The following is a 15945-nucleotide window of genomic DNA, read 5'->3' on the forward strand; positions in this document are numbered from 1 at the left end:
CCGCCTTGCGGCCCTTCGGTCCATCCCGTCAGCGCAGGCCCATGGCCTGGCGCGTCACCCAATCCTTGAGCGGGCCGCTGCGCTCGAAGCCCTTCATGCCCCAGTTGCGCAGCGCCATCAAAGGCCCCTCGCTGCGCGAGAAAAGCTGCTGCAGCCCGTCCATCGTCCAGCCCATCGGCAGCAGGGCCGCCTTGCGTTCGCGCTCGTACTGGCGCAGCAGCCGCAGGTCGCCCACGCCGCGCCAATAGTCGCGCCCGTTCAGCACACGGGCCAGCGCCTGGGCATCGCCCAGCCCCAGGTTCAGGCCCTGGCCGGCCAGCGGATGCACGTTGTGCGCCGCATCGCCCGCCAGCGCCCAGCTGCGCGCGGCGCCCGGTTGGCCCGGCGCTGCCATGGGGCCGCACCAGCGGTCCGCGCGGGCCTGCTGCAGCGGCCAGGCCGTGCGGTCCGCGCTCAACTGCAGGGTGCCCAGCGTGTTCTGGCTGGCTTGCTGGATCTGTTGCTCGAATTCGGCGGGCTCCAGGGCCACCAGGCGCTGCGCCCGGTCCTGCGAGACTGACCAGACGACCGCGACGGAGTTCCCCGCGGCGCCGTCCAGCGGCAAAAAGGCCAGGATGCCGTCCGGCAGGAACCACTGCCGTGCCACTTGGCCGTGGGGCCGTTCGCATTGCAGCCGGGTGGCGACCGCGTGCTGCCCATAAGGCATGGTGGCGAAGTCCACGCCGAATTCCTCGCGTGTGCGGCTGGCGCGGCCCTCGCACACCACGGTGAGCGCGGCGGGCACCGGGGCGTCCACCCATTCGGCCTGGGGCTGGAACCGCAGGGCATCGGCCAGGCGGGCCTCCAGCGCGGGCACGTCCACGATCCAGGCCAGCGCTTCGGTGCCCTGGCGTTCGGCATCGAACGTCACCTCGCCGCCCTGGTCGCCATGCACCTGCATCTGCCGCACCGCGGTGGCGTGGGCGGCATCGGGCCACCCGCGCACCGATTCCAGCAGCCCGCGCGAGGCGGCGTTCAAGGCATAGGCGCGCACATCGGCCGCCGGGGGGAGGGGCGTGCCGACCAGTGCCACGCGGAGCCGTTCGCGGGCCAGCAGCAGGGCCAGGGTGCGGCCCACGACGCCAGCGCCACGGATACATACATCAAAGGTTTGGGACATGCCGGGCATTGTAGGAGCCGGCCAAGGCGGCACGGGCGGGCACAATCCCGCTTTCACCGATGGGTTTCGCGCCCGCGCCCCTGGAGCTTTTTCCCGTGACTTTCCGCCCCGACCACGACCTTGCCGGCACCATCGCGCGCCTGTTCGTCCACCCCGTCAAATCCTGCGCCGGCATCGAAGTGCATCAGGCGCTGCTCACCGACACCGGGCTGGACTTGGACCGCGCCTGGATGGTCGTGGACGCGGCCGGCCACTTCCTCACCCAGCGCACGCTGCCGCGCATGGCCCTGGTCCGGCCCCAGCTCAAGGTGCACGAAATGGTGCTGCGCGCCCCCGGCATGCTGGCGCTGCATGTAGCGATCGACCAGGTGGAAGGCCCGGCCACCGTGCGGCTGTGGGACGACACCGTGCCCGCCTGGGACATGGGCCCGCTGGCCGCCCAGTGGTTCACCGACTTCCTGGGCCAGCCCTGCCGCATGGTGCGGTTCGACCCCGAGCATCGCCGGCTGTCCAGCCCGAAGTGGACCGACGGCCTGGAGGTGCCCAACCTCTTTTCCGACGGCTTTCCGCTGCTGCTGGCCAGCCAGGCATCGCTGGACGGGCTGAACGAGCGGCTGCGGGCCGCCGGCCACGCGGCCGTGGGCATGGAGCGCTTTCGCCCGAACATCGTGGTCGATGGACTGCACGCGCACGACGAGGACCGCATCGACAGGCTCTACATCGGCACCGGGGAGGGCGAGGAAGTGCACCTGCAGCCCACCAAGCCTTGCGCGCGCTGCCCCATCCCGGACATCGACCCGGCCACCGCCGCCAGCAGCCCCGAGGTGAGCGACATGATGCGCACCTACCGCCACGACCGCCGGCTGGGCGGCGCCGTCACCTTCGGCATGAACGCCATCGTGCGCGAAGGCGCGGGCCGCATGCTGCGCGTGGGCCAGCCCGTCGCGGCCGATCTGCGCTTCGACTGAATCGCCCGTTCGAAAAGGGCCGTGATCCGCCCGGCCGCCAGGGGCTCGGGCCCACCCCGTAAAATCGCGGGTTTGTCTCCCGAACACCTGAAAGCCCTGCCATGAGCCTGAAATGCGGCATCGTGGGCCTGCCCAATGTGGGCAAGTCCACCCTCTTCAACGCGCTGACCAAGGCCGGCATCGCCGCCGAGAACTATCCGTTCTGCACCATCGAGCCCAACACGGGCGTGGTGGAAGTGCCCGATCCCCGCCTGCAGCAACTCGCCGGCATCATCACGCCCGAGCGCATCGTGCCGGCCATCGTCGAGTTCGTGGACATCGCGGGCCTCGTGGCCGGCGCCAGCCAGGGCGAAGGCCTGGGCAACCAGTTCCTCGCGCACATCCGCGAGACCGACGCCATCGTGAACGTGGTGCGCTGCTTCGAGGACGACAACGTCATCCACGTGGCCGGCCGCGTGGACCCCATCTCCGACATCGAGGTCATCCAGACCGAGCTGTGCCTGGCCGACCTCGCCACGGTGGAAAAGGCGCTCAACCGCTACAGCAAGGCCGCCAAGTCGGGCAACGACAAGGAAGCCGCCAAGCTGGTGTCCCTCCTCACGCCCATCCAGGCCGCGCTCGACCAGGGCAAGCCCGCGCGCACCGTGCCCTTGAGCAAGGAAGACGCGCCGCTGCTCAAGCCCTTCTGCCTCATTACCGCCAAGCCCGCCATGTTCGTGGGCAACGTGAGCGAAGACGGCTTCGAGAACAACCCGCTGCTGGAGCGCCTCAAGGAATACGCCGCTGCCCAGAACGCACCCGTCGTGGCCATCTGCGCCAAGATGGAAGCGGAAATGTCCGAGATGAGCGACGAGGACCGCGACATGTTCCTGGCCGAGATGGGCCAGGCCGAGCCCGGCCTGAACCGCCTGATCCGCGCCGGCTTCAACCTGCTGGGCCTGCAGACCTACTTCACGGCGGGCGTGAAGGAAGTTCGCGCCTGGACCATCCACGTGGGCGACACCGCGCCCCAGGCTGCCGGCGTGATCCACGGCGACTTCGAGCGCGGCTTCATCCGTGCCCAGACGATCGCCTTCGAGGACTTCATCGCCTTCAAGGGTGAACAGGGCGCAAAGGATGCGGGCAAGATGCGCGCCGAAGGCAAGGAATACGTCGTCAAGGATGGCGACGTGATGAACTTCCTGTTCAACGTTTAAACCGGCACGCGTTGGTTTTTCAAGCTTGGCCGACGTTTGCGGGCGTCGGCCAGCGCTCAGAAAAATGCAGGCCTGTCTAGTGGCGCGCTCGATTCCTTGATTTCAACAAGAGCGAAATAGCGCTTCTTGGATAGAGCCTTGCCGCAGATGCATATTGCAGTGGTGGAGTTCGGCCAGTCGGTTGACCTGAACGCTCGCGATGAGCTTCGGCTGAACGGCAGTTCAGGCTGATTTCTGGCTTTTACCCAATCCCCCATTGGCAGGCAGTTTTAGTCCCAAAGCGATTGGTTCCTATTGGCCTGGCGTGAAAACACGATCTGCAACTTGGGTCGGATGGCGAATGATGTGCTGTGCAACTGCAGCTTGAAGAGCGAGAAAAATATGCTGTTAACCGATATAGCCGTCGAGCACACTCTGGTGTCCAAAAATGGGGTTCGTCAGACCTTCTTGCTCCATCCGTTTACCGACACACAGCGAGATTCGCTGGGTAAATTCGAGATCGTTCGTGACGTCAGTCGGCCAGGATTCAAAGACGTCAAACGTTCGACCTTCGTCACGTTTCAACAATTAGCGGAGTTGTATGCGAAAGGTGCACTCGAAGAATTCGGGTTCTCCGTTCGCATGTGTCCGGGTCAGGGCACGTACCCCGCCAAGAATCCAGCAAAAAAGATACTGCCAACCAGCGTCAAGCCAGGCTCACCGTTCGACCTGGCTGTTCAAAAGGTGGATGTTTCAAAACCTGCGAATCGCGAATTGAGAACCGCCTTGCTTCGCACCGACGTCCAAATTGAAGGGTCACGCCGCTGATCGATATGGAGTACCTGTGAATCCATCCGTTGCCCATGCTGCACTCATCGCCACTTTCAAGCGGGCCGAGGCAGATGCCGCTCACAAGTTCGCATTGATCAAAGCTGCTGCGGTTAAAGGCCCGAAGGCAGTCCAAGCCGCCTCCGAAACCGCTGCAAAGGCCGCAAAACGCAGGGACTCGTATGCAAAAAAGCTGGGCAATCTGGGGGTGAGCCTCAAGGATTGAGCGCGGCCAAGCCGACAGCGTGATGTGTGGAGAGATGCATGAGGCGCTTCAGGCTGATTGCGGTCGTTTGGTAAGTCAGCGGCATACTTCAGCCATCGGCCAGGAGCGGTCGTTCGTTTCAGTAGCTGCAAAGCGGACACCCCTCCATTTGTGGGATAGGGCTGGCTGACCTGCTTTCCTGGAATCACCGTCCTCGAACAGACAATCACAGAGTGCCTGCGGGCTTACTTCAAACGTTAGGAAGTCAAAAGTCCATGCGCATTCTCATTCGCTATGGTTCGATCACTCGGAAGTTCATGGTCTTGGAAACCAGCGACCGAGACGGTTCCCTAAGCCTGACCATCCGGAGGGAAGGCGTTAGCACGTCAAGAACAGCATGGAGCACGAGGCCGGGAGAGCAAGCGACAAAGACCATCGAGTTTGATCCGCCGCGTAAAAAGAACAAGCGGATCACGATTCATCAATCTGGCCGCGTGAATTACCACGAGAATGGGTGCGCCATCTTTGTCGCCCCGCTCACTCAAACTACACAGCCTTGCGCCATCTACGGGTACCGCGTGCCTGCGCTTGATAGGTTGGACATGCATGACGAAGACATCGCGGAAGAAGACGCTGTATTCGATCTGACCGATCTACCTGAGGGGCCAGTTTCCTTCTCCGTGATCCTCGGCCCAGGGGATTTCACCCCACATGGACGAGCTATCAAGCTGGGGTATGAAGCCGAAGGCTACTCGATGACACTTCAAGTTGACCCTGTCACGTTCGCTGTGCCTTCGGATCTGGACCAACATTTCACCACATTGACACCCGACAGAGGTCTGTTTTCACAGCAGCAGATGGAAGAGTGTCAAGCAATGATCTCCTACCATCAAGCCCTGACGGGGACAAAGGAAGCAATCCTCTACGCACCAAACGGTGAGGGCGTGATTCGAATGATCTTTTCCGTGCCGATGAGGATCGCTCCTAGGTACAAGATAGAACTCGTCGACCCCGTACTTCACGTCTCAGATCAAGACGTCCAGAGGGACGGGAGGTCTGAGAAGGTGATGCTTAAATTCAAGGTCAGACATCGAAAATCCGGGCAAATTGTGCGACAGCCGATAGCTATCAAGTCGATCGCACTGGACGCAGAGCTGTGAGGGCCGCACTTCTGCTTCCCGCAGCGTGCTAGGCACCTTCGTGCTGAGCGTCTGCTTTCCCTAGCGGACGACCACCCGCTTTGGGCCCTTTGCTGCCACCGGTTTGTTCGACCTCAATGACAGCCATGTTCTCGAAGCGGATATTGGCCAATCCGCAGTGAACGGCCAAAAGCCGACCTTCAACGTTGAATCTGTGCGGCGGGCCGAGGCTTAGCGAGGGACGTCGGCTTGAGCGATATGCGTTCCGGGGCGCAATTGAGATCGGCAACCTAACTGCTAGTTTGTTCAGGGATCAATGGATCGTCGGTTCAAACCGGCCGAACAAGTTGACCCATTGCTGAACCAGGCCGTCGTCGACGTCGCTGATGCCCTTTGACAAGAGGGTCGTCTTGACGCGCTTAGCCACCTCAACTTTCCAGCCCTGGGCAAGCTCGACCTTTTCTTGCTTCGCCCACGCTTCGACCTGCGGCACGATAGGCTTGGCATTTGACGCGACCTCAGCGAATTGCTGATCCGGCGCTCTGAAAAAGCGATCCACGGCTTCGACGAAGCGCTGATGAGGAACCAAGTCCTCCAGCTCAGACCCCGCGAATCCGGCGAATTCGTCTGTCGAGAGCACCTTCTGCTCATCACCCTTGTAGAGGCTGGTTTTCAGCTCGTTAGCCATCTTCGCGCCCATCGCATCGCCGTCCAGCAGGACAACGGGCAATATCTCGTCACGACCGGTCAGCACTCCGGCTGTGATCCTCAAGGTCTTACTGCCGCCCGCAGGGGGGAACACCAATTCACGGCCGGGCGTGATCTTGCCGCCGCCGATGAGCAGCGCCTTCATCATCGTCAGGTAGTGCTGATCGGACGCACCTTCGACAACCACCGGCCGGCAGCCCAGCAGCAAGCTCTCCGCGACGTTCAGGTTCAGCGCTGAATACACGGCGTATGCCGCTCCAGCTTGTGCCGGATCAGCGCCAGCTTGTCGAAGGTTCGGCGAACTCTGCGTGGAGCCGTCCTCCGCGACATAGACCTTGCGGACTCGGTCTAACCTGTCAGGGTCGACAAGAAATGGCGAATGCGTCGTGTACACGATCTGGTTCGTGTTTGTTAGGCCGTCGAAGAACGTCGACAGATCGCGCTGGGCCAGTGGGTGCAGCGATAGGCCGGGCTCATCGAGCAGCAGGATGGCGTTCTCGTGGTCCCCCCTGCGTTCGACCAGGAACACGAGATAGAAGCTCAGGAACCACTGCAGCCCGGTGCTGCGATTCTCCAGCTCGACCTCCTCCGGGCGCCTGTCATCAGACACCCAGATGCGGAAATGATCGCCGTCGGCTTCGAACCGGAAACGGTAGTCGCCTTGCTTCCACCAAGACTTGAACTCCTTCGTGAGGGTGGTTCCAGCGGACTGCAACAAGATGGAACGTTCGCGTTTGCGCTCAGCTATCGCCGCGATCTCATTGGCGGACGGCTGCCGGCCCTGGTTCGTTGGGTCTTTGAAATCGCGACCCAACTGGAGGATCTCGCCAGGCTCCAGACGCACGAAGCTGAACAGCACGCGAAGCGTCCGCGCCTTGGCTGCCTCCTTGGCACCCAGGTCCTTCCGCTCAAGGTTCTGGACGACGTGCGGCAGATAGATTTCCGAATCCAGGTTGCCGTAGTTGGAGTAGTAGACGAATTTGGGCAGCGACGTGAGGATGAAGTCCTCGACCCCTTCGATGTCCTCGGGGGCCGGCGATCTGACATGCGCCAGCCATGCGATCATGGCGTCGATAGTCTGCTGTGTGCGAGGGACGATCGTCGACGTCTTGGCCGGCTGCTCGGGCAACAACCTCCTCAGCGATTCGATGGCCTGTTCGAGCACTTCGCCGGACCAGTCGGCATAGACGCTTTGGGCCAGCGAGCCCACCGCGCCCGAGATCGTCGCCTTCAACTGCTCTTCGCTCTTGAGCGCATCTATTCGTTCCAGGTCCGCGATCAATCCCGTAAGCTGGTTCTTCACGTCCGACGCGGCAACGGTCGTCTTGGGGACGTACTGCGGAAACGAAATCTCGTAATTCTTGTTGAAGAACCTGCTGACCGTCACGACCTCCAATTGTGATGAATCCAGTCTTGTCAGCGCCACCAACTTATCTCGAAGCGAGGTCGCATCAAAGTCGGCAGAGATGAACCGATAGGCGCCTGGGTTCGCGCGAATGTCCGCGAACATCGTCTTCGGATAATCCGACGTCGGTTGGATCTCGCCTTCGCGAGCCGGATTGAGCTTCCAAAGCGGAAGCAGCAGGTTGGTCTTCCCCGACTCATTGACGCCGATCAGCGCGGCGACATCGCCGGCCTCAATCTCCCCGCTGTCCTTCACGGATCTGAAATTCGTTACCCGGTACTTGATCAACCTCATCCTGTGCTCCCTTATGGCAGGCTCTTGTTTGCCCAATCAAGCCTGATACGACCTAGTTGACCATGACGGCGAACCGCTCGCCACGGTGACGTCCTGGACTTCGGCCCCCTCGCGGCGCACGCTATCAGGGGTGTCCGCTGCGATGCCGACCTTCGGCGTCGATCTCGACCTTCCGCTTTGGGCACCTTGCTGCCGCTCAATTTGGGAAGTCCAATGACCGTAACTGGCCGACTGTAGCCGCTCGTGCGGGGAGCCTTCTTGGCCCGAAGCGGTCATGGTCGCTGTTTGTTCAGTCGGATGTCTCCGTCACCAATCTCGACCTCGCTACCCCACCCGAGGTGACGATAGAGCCGCGCAGCGCGGCTCCCATTGGCGGTTTCGAGCCACGCGGCAGGGTGCCGCTCAAACAACGCGCGTTCACAAGTCCGGGTCAGGCGCGAGCCTATCCCGCAACCCTCATGTTCGGGTAACACGAACAGGGCAAACAGGCACGCGTCGTCCAAGTCGACCATCGCGAAGCCAACGACTTCCTCATCGATGGTCGCGACCCACGCGCAAGGTGCGCTACTGACGGCAAGGGCGATGGCTTCCGGCGTGACGCCTATCGCCGAAAGCTCGTCGGCAGTCATCGTGTTTTCTCCGACCGATGCCCTGACTTTGAACATTGCACTCACGTCCGTGGCAGAGGCGGGCCGAATTTCTGGGGGCAAGGTTCTCATGAAGGAGTGGTGGTCGCGAACGTCTGCTTCTGGCCGATAGTACGCGTTCGGCGACGAAGAGCGGATGACTGCAATCGCTGCATAGGCGACCTTCAAGTTGACCCGACCAATGCACCTTCTAGTCGATTACAGCGCCCGCCTGTTCGTCGGTGCTCACGTTTATCCGATGTATTTCTGGAGCCGACCAGAGGGCTCAAGCGTTAGACCAAAGACTACTATCCATCGAATCCTGTTCATGTCTGCGCGTCCTGACCGGCGCCCGCAGGCTGCCTTGCGCAGCCCCCGGGCGTCCCCGGTCAGCGGGGCCGGAACGCGTAGACGTCAGGGTTCCACACCTGCCCGCCCTCATCGTTCTGGCACGAGAAGCCAAAGCCTGAGAACACGTACATCACGCCGCCCACCGCGGCCGCGTTGGTGCGTTTGATCGCCGGGAAGGCATCGCCACCCGGGGCCAGCAGGCGCCACGTGCGGTCGTGCAGATTGAAGCGCCACAGTTCGGACGTGGCGTTCTGCGGGAACGCGGCGCCGCAGCCGGAACTGCCGCCCGGCAGGTCGCCCCCGGCCATCAGCAGCGCGTGGCCGATCTGCACGGTCGATCCCTGGTGGCGGGGCGCATCGACGTTGTCGACTTCGGCGGGCGTGATGTTCTGCCACTGACGGGTGGCGAGGTCGAAGCGCCAGGTGTCGTTCAACGAGACGAAGCCGTCGCTGTCGCTGAATTGCCCGCCGTACAGCGTCAATTGCCCGTCCCATGCGCGCCCGGCCACCGCGGCCTCATGGCGCGAGGTCGGCGAGTTCGCGTCGCCATTGGCGATGATCTGGGTCCACAGGTTGGTGCGCAGGTCGAAGGCCCACAGGTCGTTCAAGGTGTGGAAGTCGGTCTGGATGCCGCCGAACACATAGACCTTCTCGCCATCCACCCACATGGCGGGGCGCGATCGGGCCGAAGGCCCCGGATTGCCGGGCTGCAACTGCGTCCAGCGGTTGAGCAGGGCGCTGTAGGCCCACAGGTCGTCGAAGAACGTGAGCGAGGAAAGGTCGGCGCTGTAGTTGGCGCCACCGAACACCAGCATCCAGTGCCGCGCCGGCACGGCGGCACTCGCGGCGAAGGCCCGGGCCGGCGGCTTGGCGCCAGAGGGCGACAGCGGCGTCCATCGGGCCAGGCGGGGGTCGAAGCGGTACAGGTCGCCGTAGAACGTGTTCTCGCCACTGGCGAAATCGTCCTTGACCCCGCCGAAGAGATAGATAGACCCGAGGACCGGCGCCACGGCGGGCGTCGAACGCACGGACGGCCCCTCGCCCGTGGTGACCAGCCGGGTCCAGCGGCCGTCTGCTGCTGTTTCTGCTGTGCTCCCATGCGCCTGCGCCCCGGGGGCGATCAGCGCCAGGGCCATTCCCAGGCCCCACAGAAATCGTTTCATGAAATTCCTCCGTTGTATTGATTGAATGAACCCGGTCGTCCGGACTTCTCCGGAAACGACCGCGCGCAGTCTATCTTTCCGCTGTTCGGAATATTGGATCGGTCACCACTGGATGCATCTGTAACCTGTGCAGGCTGTCCAAGGGCTTGCGCGCTGCAGCCAGCGGCGCTGGCATCGTGGTGCGGCGGTCCCTCTTGGGCGGCTTCGGGTGTTCTTCGAGTCCTACAGAGGGCCTGCGTGGCTTGGGCGACAGTCAGCGGGTGCGGCCCCGCGCCGCAGGTCCTCCTGGCGCTTCGCGTGTCGATGGGTTGGTTTCACATGAGCGCCGGTCGATCGGCGGAACGAAGAAGGATGCAGAGTTGGACAAACGCATGGCACCGAAGACCATCCTGCACCGCGTGCGGCAAATCGCCTGGTCCGTTCCGGGGCTGCCCGTCATCGCCTTGGCGGTCCGCAACTACATCCTCCACCAGAGTGCCAACCAGGCCGGGAGCATGGCGTTCTCGTCGGTGCTGGCGATGTTCCCGCTGCTGATCCTGCTGTCGGCCACGGCGGCCTATGTGGGCGAGCCGGGGGATGCGGCGGCGCTGGCCCAGCGCGTGCTGGAATACGCGCCGCCGGTGGTGCGCGACGCGATGCAGCCGGTGATCCAGCAGGTGCTGGCGCAGCGCAACCAGGCGCTGCTGGCGATCGGCTTTCTGGTCACGCTGTGGACGGCGTCGTCGGGCATGCAGGCGGTGCGCACGGCGCTCAACCGCTCGTACGGCATCGAGCGCGGCCTGCCGTTCTGGAAGGCGCGCATCAAGGTGACGGTGTTCACGGTGGTGGTGGGCGGCGGCATCTTCGCGGCGTTCAGCTCGGTGATCGTCATGCCCTACGTGTGGCAATTGCTGGAGCGCAACGTGGGCGTGGGCCAGGAGACGCCCTGGCTGCGCAACAGCGTGCGCTACGGCTCGGCGTTTCTGGTGCTGACGGTGCTGTACGCGCTGCTCTACGGCTGGCTGCCGGACCTGCGGCAGCGGCTGCGCACCGTGGTGCCGGGCGCCATCGTGGGCGCGGCGATGTGGGTGGGGGCGGCCGCCACCCTGTCGTACACGCTGCGCAGCGCCGGCAAGCTCGCGCTGGTGTACGGCAGTTTCGCGGGCGTGGTGGCCACGCTGGTATTCCTGTACATCAGCGCCACCACGTTGATCTTCGGCGCGGAGGTCAACGGGGTGCTGCGCGACGGTGTCGAGCCGCTGGAGGCATCGCCCGATGCGCTGGCCGAACCCCCTGAATCCGAGCCGCAAGCGGTCCCGCAACCGGCTCTCCCCCATCGCCGCAAAGCCAGGGGTGACCGGCGCGGGCTTCGCGCCGATGCCTGCTTCCCGCAGGTCCATCCCGGCCCGGACCAAGTGCGGTGCCTTGGCCGCTGACCGCTGATCGCTGACCGTTCTTCGCGGGTGCTGCGCACCGGAGCCGCTGGGCCGCATCGTCCATCCTTCCCTTGAGCGCCGAAGTGCGCCCGACCGCCGTGGCCGGGCCCGCATGAGCGTGGTACCGCGCAGTGCCGCGACATTCTTGCGACATGCCGTCCGTACGCTGCGATGGCTGCCCGCCCGGGCGAACGATTCTGGTCGGTACCGGCCTCTCGTTCCCGGTGCGCGGCGCATCTTTGGAACCCTTCAGCACTTCTGGCGCTTATGAACACCTCTTGCTCCGTCCTGGCCTGCCTCCTCACCCTGCCCATGCTTGCCACGGCGCAGACCGTATCGCAATCCGAGTCGCCCTCGTCCCCGCGCTGGGGCCTGGGCCTGGGGCTCATGGTCAAGGACAGCCCCTATGCCGGCGAAGGCACCAAGACCACCGCGCTGCCGCTGATCCGCTATGAAGGCGAGCTGTTTTACTTTCGCGGGCTGACCGCCGGCGCGCATCTGATGCACAGCAAGGGCTTCAGCCTGGATGCCATCGCCTCGCTGCGCACCGACGGCATCTCGGCCAAGGACTTCGGCGTGCAGGAACTGGCGCGCAACGGCATCAACCGCAGCCTGCTGGAGGACCGGGATAACGGCCTGGACCTGGGCGTGGCCGCGTCCTGGCGCGGCGCGGCCGGCGAATTCGAGGTGACCGCCAAGGCCGACGTCACGGGCGCGAGCGAAGGGTTCGAGCTGAGCGCCAGGTACGGCTACGGCTTCCAGGTCGGCCGGGGGCGCCTCACCCCCAGCATCAGCGTGAGCCATCTGTCCAAGGACATGGCCAACTACTACTACGGCACCTTGAACGAAGAAGTGGCGCGGGGCGTGGTCGATTACAAGCCCGGTGCGGCGACGATCCCCAAGCTGGGCCTGACCTACGTGCACCCGATCGGCCAGCACTGGCAGTTCATGACGGCGCTGCAATACAAGGTGCTGCCCAAGAAGATCACGAACAGCCCGCTCCTGAAGGCCGGCACGAACGGCGAAGGGTCGGTGATGTTCGGCCTGTCCAGGAGCTTCTGATGCGCGGCGGTCCGGAACGACAGGCATCGGTGCCTTCCGTGGGGACGGGCGCGACCGTGGGCTGCGCCGCGAATGCGATCAGGCAGGCCTCCCCGGCCGGGAGCTGGCTGCTGGCCAAGGCCTACATGTCCGTGTACGGCCGCGGCAGCCCGCGCACGGCGGGCCGTGGCGAGCAGGCGCCGGACCCGTTGGCCGGGGCAGCGGCCAGCGCCGACGGCGCAATCGGAGCGGCGCTGTGATCGCCGCCGTGCTGGCGGGCCTTGCCGGGGCCTGGCTGGTGGCCATGGCCTATGTGTACCGGTTCCGGGGCCGGGCGCGGTACGCCAGCGTGCAGCAGTATTGGCGCAAGAGCTGGCCGGTGTTCGCGCTGCCCAATGCCGTGCTGTATCTCTTCACCCGGCGCTGGGCCCGTGGCCCGTTCGTGCCGGTCGATCGCTGCGCCCAGCTTGCGCAGTTGGCGCAGCACTGGGAAACCCTGCGCGATGAAGCCCTGGCCATGCAGGCGCACGGGGGATTCGACGAGGCGCGGCGCCAAGGCTCGCCCGCGTCGTTCGATGTGGGCTTTCGCACCTTCTACAAATACGGCTGGAGCCGCTATTACCTGCACTGGTATGGCTACACCTACCCATCGGCAAGCGCCAGTTGCCCCCGAACCCTGGAGATCCTCTCGCGGTTTCCCGACATCCGGGCGGCCATGTTCGCCGTGCTGCCCCCGCGCTCGGGGCTCACGCCCCACGCCGATCCGCTGGGCTGCTCGCTGCGATACCACCTGGGGCTCGCAACGCCCAATGCGGCGCAGTGTTTCATCAACGTCGATGGCATCGAGCGGGCCTGGCGCGATGGCGAGGCCTTCGTGTTCGACGAGACCTACCTGCACTTCGTGACCAACGACACCGACGCGCCGCGGCTCATCCTGATGTGCGACGTGCGCAGGCCGATGGCGCTGCCCGGGCGCGTTTTCAATGCGGCGTATTCGCTGCTGGCCCGCGCGGTCCAGACGCCCAACGATGCCCGCGACCGGCGCGGCCTCGCCAGTGCCTTGTTCGCCGCGCTCGCCCCCGTGCGCGCCCGGGGAAAGCAGCTGCGCGAGCGCAATCGCCCTCTCTACAATGCCCTCAAGTGGGGCATCAACCTGGCTTTGCTGGGTGCGGTCTTCGGCATCGCCGCCGGCGCCCTGGTGTCGGTGCAGTGGCTTCTGCCGGCGTGACTGACCGCCGCGGCCTTCCATCCCCTTGCTGTGAAACTGCCTGTCCAGTGAACGCCAGCCTCGCCCATCCCGTCCCCCTGCAAGTCCTCATCATCGAGGACAACCGCGCGCTGGCCGCGAACATCTTCGACTACCTGGAGGCTTGTGGGCACGTGCCGGATGCGGCGCCCGATGGCAACTCGGGCCTGGATCTGGCCATCCGCAACCGGTACGACGCGATCGTCCTGGATTGGATGCTGCCCCGGATGGACGGCATGAGCGTTCTGTGCAAGCTGCGGCAGGAGCATGCCTGCGTGACCCCCATCATCATGCTCACCGCCAAGGACCAGCTGGAAGGCAAACTGCTGGGCTTCGAGAACGGGGCGGACGATTACCTGGTCAAGCCGGTGGCCCTGCCCGAGCTGGAGATCCGCCTGCGGGTGATGGTCAGCCGTGCCCAGGCCCGGGCGGCGGCCGGGCGCACCTTGCGCGTGGGCGATCTGGCCTACCACCTGGACACGCTGGAAGTGACGCGGGGCACGCGCACCGTCGCGCTGTCGGGCACGTCCCGAAACATCCTGGAGCTGCTGATGGGCGAATCGCCGGGCACCGTGCGCCGCGACCGGCTGGAGCGCCTGATCTGGGGCCAGGACGTTCCCGACGCAGACCTGCTGCGATCCAGGATGCACCTGCTGCGGCGCGAGATCGACCAGCCCGGCGAAGCCCGGCTGCTGCACACCGTCACCGGGGCCGGCTACCGGCTGGGCGGGGCTTCGGCGTGAAGTGGCCATGGCGCGTGCAGAGCCTGCAGTGGCTGATCAACGCCACCTTGCTGATGTTCGGCGCCATGCTCGCCCTGGCGCTGCTGGTGCAGGGCAAGCTGAGCCAGGGCCTGGTCGAGCACCCCATCTGGCACCACCTGCTGGAGTCGGGCACGCGCAGCGTCCTGCAGTCGTCCCGGCCCGATCTGAGCGACACGCTGCCGACCCAGGGCACGGTCAAGGGATGGCTGCTGCCAAGCGGCGCCACGGCAGCGCCGGGCATGCCGGCGTTCTTCGCCGCGCTGGCCCCGGGGTATTACACCGAAGGCCAGATCGAACAGATCGCCGATCCTTCGACGTTCGCGGTCGCGGTTTCGATTCTCACGCCCCGCAAGGCGCCATTCGCCAGCGCAGGCGATGCGGCGGACCGCGCCCGCAGCTACACGGTCATGGTCACGGCCGTGCCGCAGGGCCGGCTGATCATGTCCATCGATCTGACCGAACTGGAGGACGAGCAGAACCGCAGCGTTCAGCTCAGCGTGCTGTTCATGCTGTTCAACCTCTTGATGATCGGTGCGGTGATCTGGTGGCTTCAACTGAGCCTGACCCGGCCCGTGCAGGACCTGGCGCGGCGCATGCGCGAGCTCGATCCGCTGAAACCCTCGCAGCGCCTGCCCGTGCGCTACCGCAAGAGCGAGCTCAACGTGATTGCGCAAGAGGCCAATGCGCACCTCGAACGGGTGGAACTGGCGGTGGAGCGCGAGCGCAGCCTGCTCGACCAGGCCAGCCATGAATTCCGCACGCCGCTGGCCATCATCTCCGGGGCGGCCGATGTGCTGCACCAGCAGGCCTTGCCCGAACGCGCCCAGCGGCCCCTGCACCGCATCGACGAGGCGGTGGAGAACCTGACCCAGATCATGGAGGCGCTGCTGTACCTGTCGCGCGAGCCCAGCCCCGAAGAGCGCCGGCAGGTCACGTTACTGCACGCGCTGGTTCCCGACCTGGTGCGCGACCACGCCTATCTGCTGTCCGGAAAGCCCGTGCGCTATGTGCTCGATGCGCTGGAGCCCACCACCTTGATGGCGCCCGAATCCATGGTGCGCATCGCAGCGGGCAACCTGTTGCGCAACGCCGCCGAGCACACGCACGAGGGCGAGATCCATGTCTCGATCACCGGCGCCACGCTGTGCATCCGCGACACCGGGTGCGGCTTCGACACGGCGCAGTCCGCCCACCGATTCACCGAGTCGTTGAAGCAATCGCGCAAGCGCGCCGGGGGCGCAGGCATGGGCCTGTTCCTGACCCAGCGCATCTGCGAGCGGTTCGGCTGGCGGCTGGTGCTGGAGTCGTCGGTCTCGGTGGGCACCTCGGCCATCCTTCACTTCGAGCCGGGGCCGGTCAGGCCGGGGTAGGGGACTTTCAGGGGCCTCACCGGCGGGTGCCTCCATCCCCACCGGCGGGTGCCTCAAGGGACGGCGGGCGAGAAAGCCTGCCTGCCCG

At 64.9% G+C, this 15945-nt stretch carries 15 protein-coding genes; 11 read left to right on the top strand and 4 right to left on the bottom strand.

What is annotated here, in order from left to right; genetic code table 11:
- Positions 1-28 precede the first annotated feature (28 nt).
- Positions 29-1159: an FAD-dependent monooxygenase gene (locus AVTE2539_RS00880; RefSeq protein WP_284408031.1), complete on the bottom strand. Its 1131-nt coding sequence runs from the start codon at positions 1157-1159 to the stop codon at positions 29-31.
- A 95-nt stretch (positions 1160-1254) separates the two neighbouring features.
- Here AVTE2539_RS00880 and AVTE2539_RS00885 point away from each other — a divergent pair, with 95 nt between their 5' ends.
- The 5 genes from AVTE2539_RS00885 (at position 1255) to AVTE2539_RS00905 (ending at position 5495) form a co-directional block, all read left to right on the top strand.
- Positions 1255-2127 (top strand): MOSC domain-containing protein, encoded by an 873-nt coding sequence (locus AVTE2539_RS00885; protein ID WP_284408032.1) that lies wholly within the window; start codon positions 1255-1257, stop codon positions 2125-2127.
- A 101-nt stretch (positions 2128-2228) separates the two neighbouring features.
- Positions 2229-3323, top strand: a complete 1095-nt coding sequence (ychF, locus tag AVTE2539_RS00890; RefSeq protein ID WP_272567328.1) for a redox-regulated ATPase YchF — start codon at positions 2229-2231, stop codon at positions 3321-3323.
- Between the two features lie 381 nt (positions 3324-3704).
- On the top strand, positions 3705-4130 hold the full coding sequence (locus tag AVTE2539_RS00895; protein ID WP_284408033.1) for a hypothetical protein: 426 nt from the start codon (positions 3705-3707) through the stop codon (positions 4128-4130).
- A 16-nt stretch (positions 4131-4146) separates the two neighbouring features.
- Positions 4147-4356 carry a hypothetical protein gene (locus tag AVTE2539_RS00900; protein WP_284408034.1) on the top strand — a complete coding sequence of 70 codons (210 nt, stop codon included), beginning with the start codon at positions 4147-4149 and terminating at the stop codon, positions 4354-4356.
- 254 nt (positions 4357-4610) lie between these two features.
- A complete protein-coding gene (locus tag AVTE2539_RS00905; RefSeq protein WP_284408035.1) occupies positions 4611-5495 on the top strand; it encodes a hypothetical protein in 885 nt (294 codons plus the stop codon).
- Positions 5496-5787: 292 nt separating this feature from the next.
- Here AVTE2539_RS00905 and AVTE2539_RS00910 read toward each other — a convergent pair whose 3' ends face one another.
- The 3 genes from AVTE2539_RS00910 to AVTE2539_RS00920 form a co-directional block, all read right to left on the bottom strand.
- Positions 5788-7881, bottom strand: coding sequence for an AAA family ATPase (locus AVTE2539_RS00910; RefSeq protein ID WP_284408036.1), 2094 nt, complete (start codon positions 7879-7881; stop codon positions 5788-5790).
- Positions 7882-8153: 272 nt separating this feature from the next.
- A complete protein-coding gene (locus AVTE2539_RS00915) occupies positions 8154-8510 on the bottom strand; it encodes a GNAT family N-acetyltransferase (RefSeq protein ID WP_284408037.1) in 357 nt (118 codons plus the stop codon).
- A 386-nt stretch (positions 8511-8896) separates the two neighbouring features.
- Entirely contained in the window at positions 8897-10021 is a 1125-nt protein-coding gene (locus AVTE2539_RS00920; protein WP_284408038.1) for a Kelch repeat-containing protein, read from the bottom strand.
- Between the two features lie 371 nt (positions 10022-10392).
- Between AVTE2539_RS00920 and AVTE2539_RS00925 the strand changes: the two genes are divergently transcribed.
- The 6 genes from AVTE2539_RS00925 to AVTE2539_RS00950 all read left to right on the top strand — a co-directional run bounded on the left by AVTE2539_RS00925 (position 10393) and on the right by AVTE2539_RS00950 (position 15857).
- Entirely contained in the window at positions 10393-11436 is a 1044-nt protein-coding gene (locus tag AVTE2539_RS00925; protein WP_284408039.1) for a YihY/virulence factor BrkB family protein, read from the top strand.
- Between the two features lie 312 nt (positions 11437-11748).
- On the top strand, positions 11749-12498 hold the full coding sequence (locus tag AVTE2539_RS00930; protein ID WP_284408040.1) for a MipA/OmpV family protein: 750 nt from the start codon (positions 11749-11751) through the stop codon (positions 12496-12498).
- 29 nt (positions 12499-12527) lie between these two features.
- The gene (locus AVTE2539_RS00935) at positions 12528-12737 is read left to right on the top strand and encodes a hypothetical protein (RefSeq protein WP_284408041.1); all 210 of its coding nucleotides are present in this window, start codon (positions 12528-12530) and stop codon (positions 12735-12737) included.
- Complete coding sequence (locus tag AVTE2539_RS00940) at positions 12734-13705, top strand: aspartyl/asparaginyl beta-hydroxylase domain-containing protein (protein ID WP_284408042.1); 972 nt, start codon at positions 12734-12736, stop codon at positions 13703-13705. The genes AVTE2539_RS00935 and AVTE2539_RS00940 overlap by 4 nt, the downstream gene beginning before the upstream one ends.
- Before the next feature lie 47 nt (positions 13706-13752).
- Positions 13753-14466, top strand: a complete 714-nt coding sequence (locus tag AVTE2539_RS00945) for a response regulator transcription factor (RefSeq protein WP_284408043.1) — start codon at positions 13753-13755, stop codon at positions 14464-14466.
- Positions 14463-15857 (top strand): sensor histidine kinase, encoded by a 1395-nt coding sequence (locus tag AVTE2539_RS00950; protein ID WP_284408044.1) that lies wholly within the window; start codon positions 14463-14465, stop codon positions 15855-15857. Before AVTE2539_RS00945 ends, AVTE2539_RS00950 begins: the two co-directional genes overlap by 4 nt.
- The last annotated feature ends 88 nt before the right edge of the window (positions 15858-15945 follow it).

It is taken from the genome of Acidovorax sp. SUPP2539 (genome assembly GCF_030158975.1).
In the GTDB taxonomy this organism is placed as follows: Bacteria; Pseudomonadota; Gammaproteobacteria; order Burkholderiales; family Burkholderiaceae_C; genus Paracidovorax.

What these genes read in the sequence shown, in the direction of transcription:
- AVTE2539_RS00895 (WP_284408033.1), top strand. Translation starts at nt 3,705, where the DNA reads ATGCTGTTAACCGATATAGCCGTCGAGCACACTCTGGTGTCCAAAAAT.
- AVTE2539_RS00930 (WP_284408040.1), top strand. Translation starts at nt 11,749, where the DNA reads ATGCTTGCCACGGCGCAGACCGTATCGCAATCCGAGTCGCCCTCGTCC.
- AVTE2539_RS00925 (WP_284408039.1), top strand. Translation starts at nt 10,393, where the DNA reads ATGGCACCGAAGACCATCCTGCACCGCGTGCGGCAAATCGCCTGGTCC.
- AVTE2539_RS00910 (WP_284408036.1), bottom strand. Translation starts at nt 7,881, where the DNA reads ATGAGGTTGATCAAGTACCGGGTAACGAATTTCAGATCCGTGAAGGAC.
- AVTE2539_RS00920 (WP_284408038.1), bottom strand. Translation starts at nt 10,021, where the DNA reads ATGAAACGATTTCTGTGGGGCCTGGGAATGGCCCTGGCGCTGATCGCC.
- ychF (WP_272567328.1), top strand. Translation starts at nt 2,229, where the DNA reads ATGAGCCTGAAATGCGGCATCGTGGGCCTGCCCAATGTGGGCAAGTCC.
- AVTE2539_RS00880 (WP_284408031.1), bottom strand. Translation starts at nt 1,159, where the DNA reads ATGTCCCAAACCTTTGATGTATGTATCCGTGGCGCTGGCGTCGTGGGC.
- AVTE2539_RS00905 (WP_284408035.1), top strand. Translation starts at nt 4,611, where the DNA reads ATGCGCATTCTCATTCGCTATGGTTCGATCACTCGGAAGTTCATGGTC.
- AVTE2539_RS00915 (WP_284408037.1), bottom strand. Translation starts at nt 8,510, where the DNA reads ATGACTGCCGACGAGCTTTCGGCGATAGGCGTCACGCCGGAAGCCATC.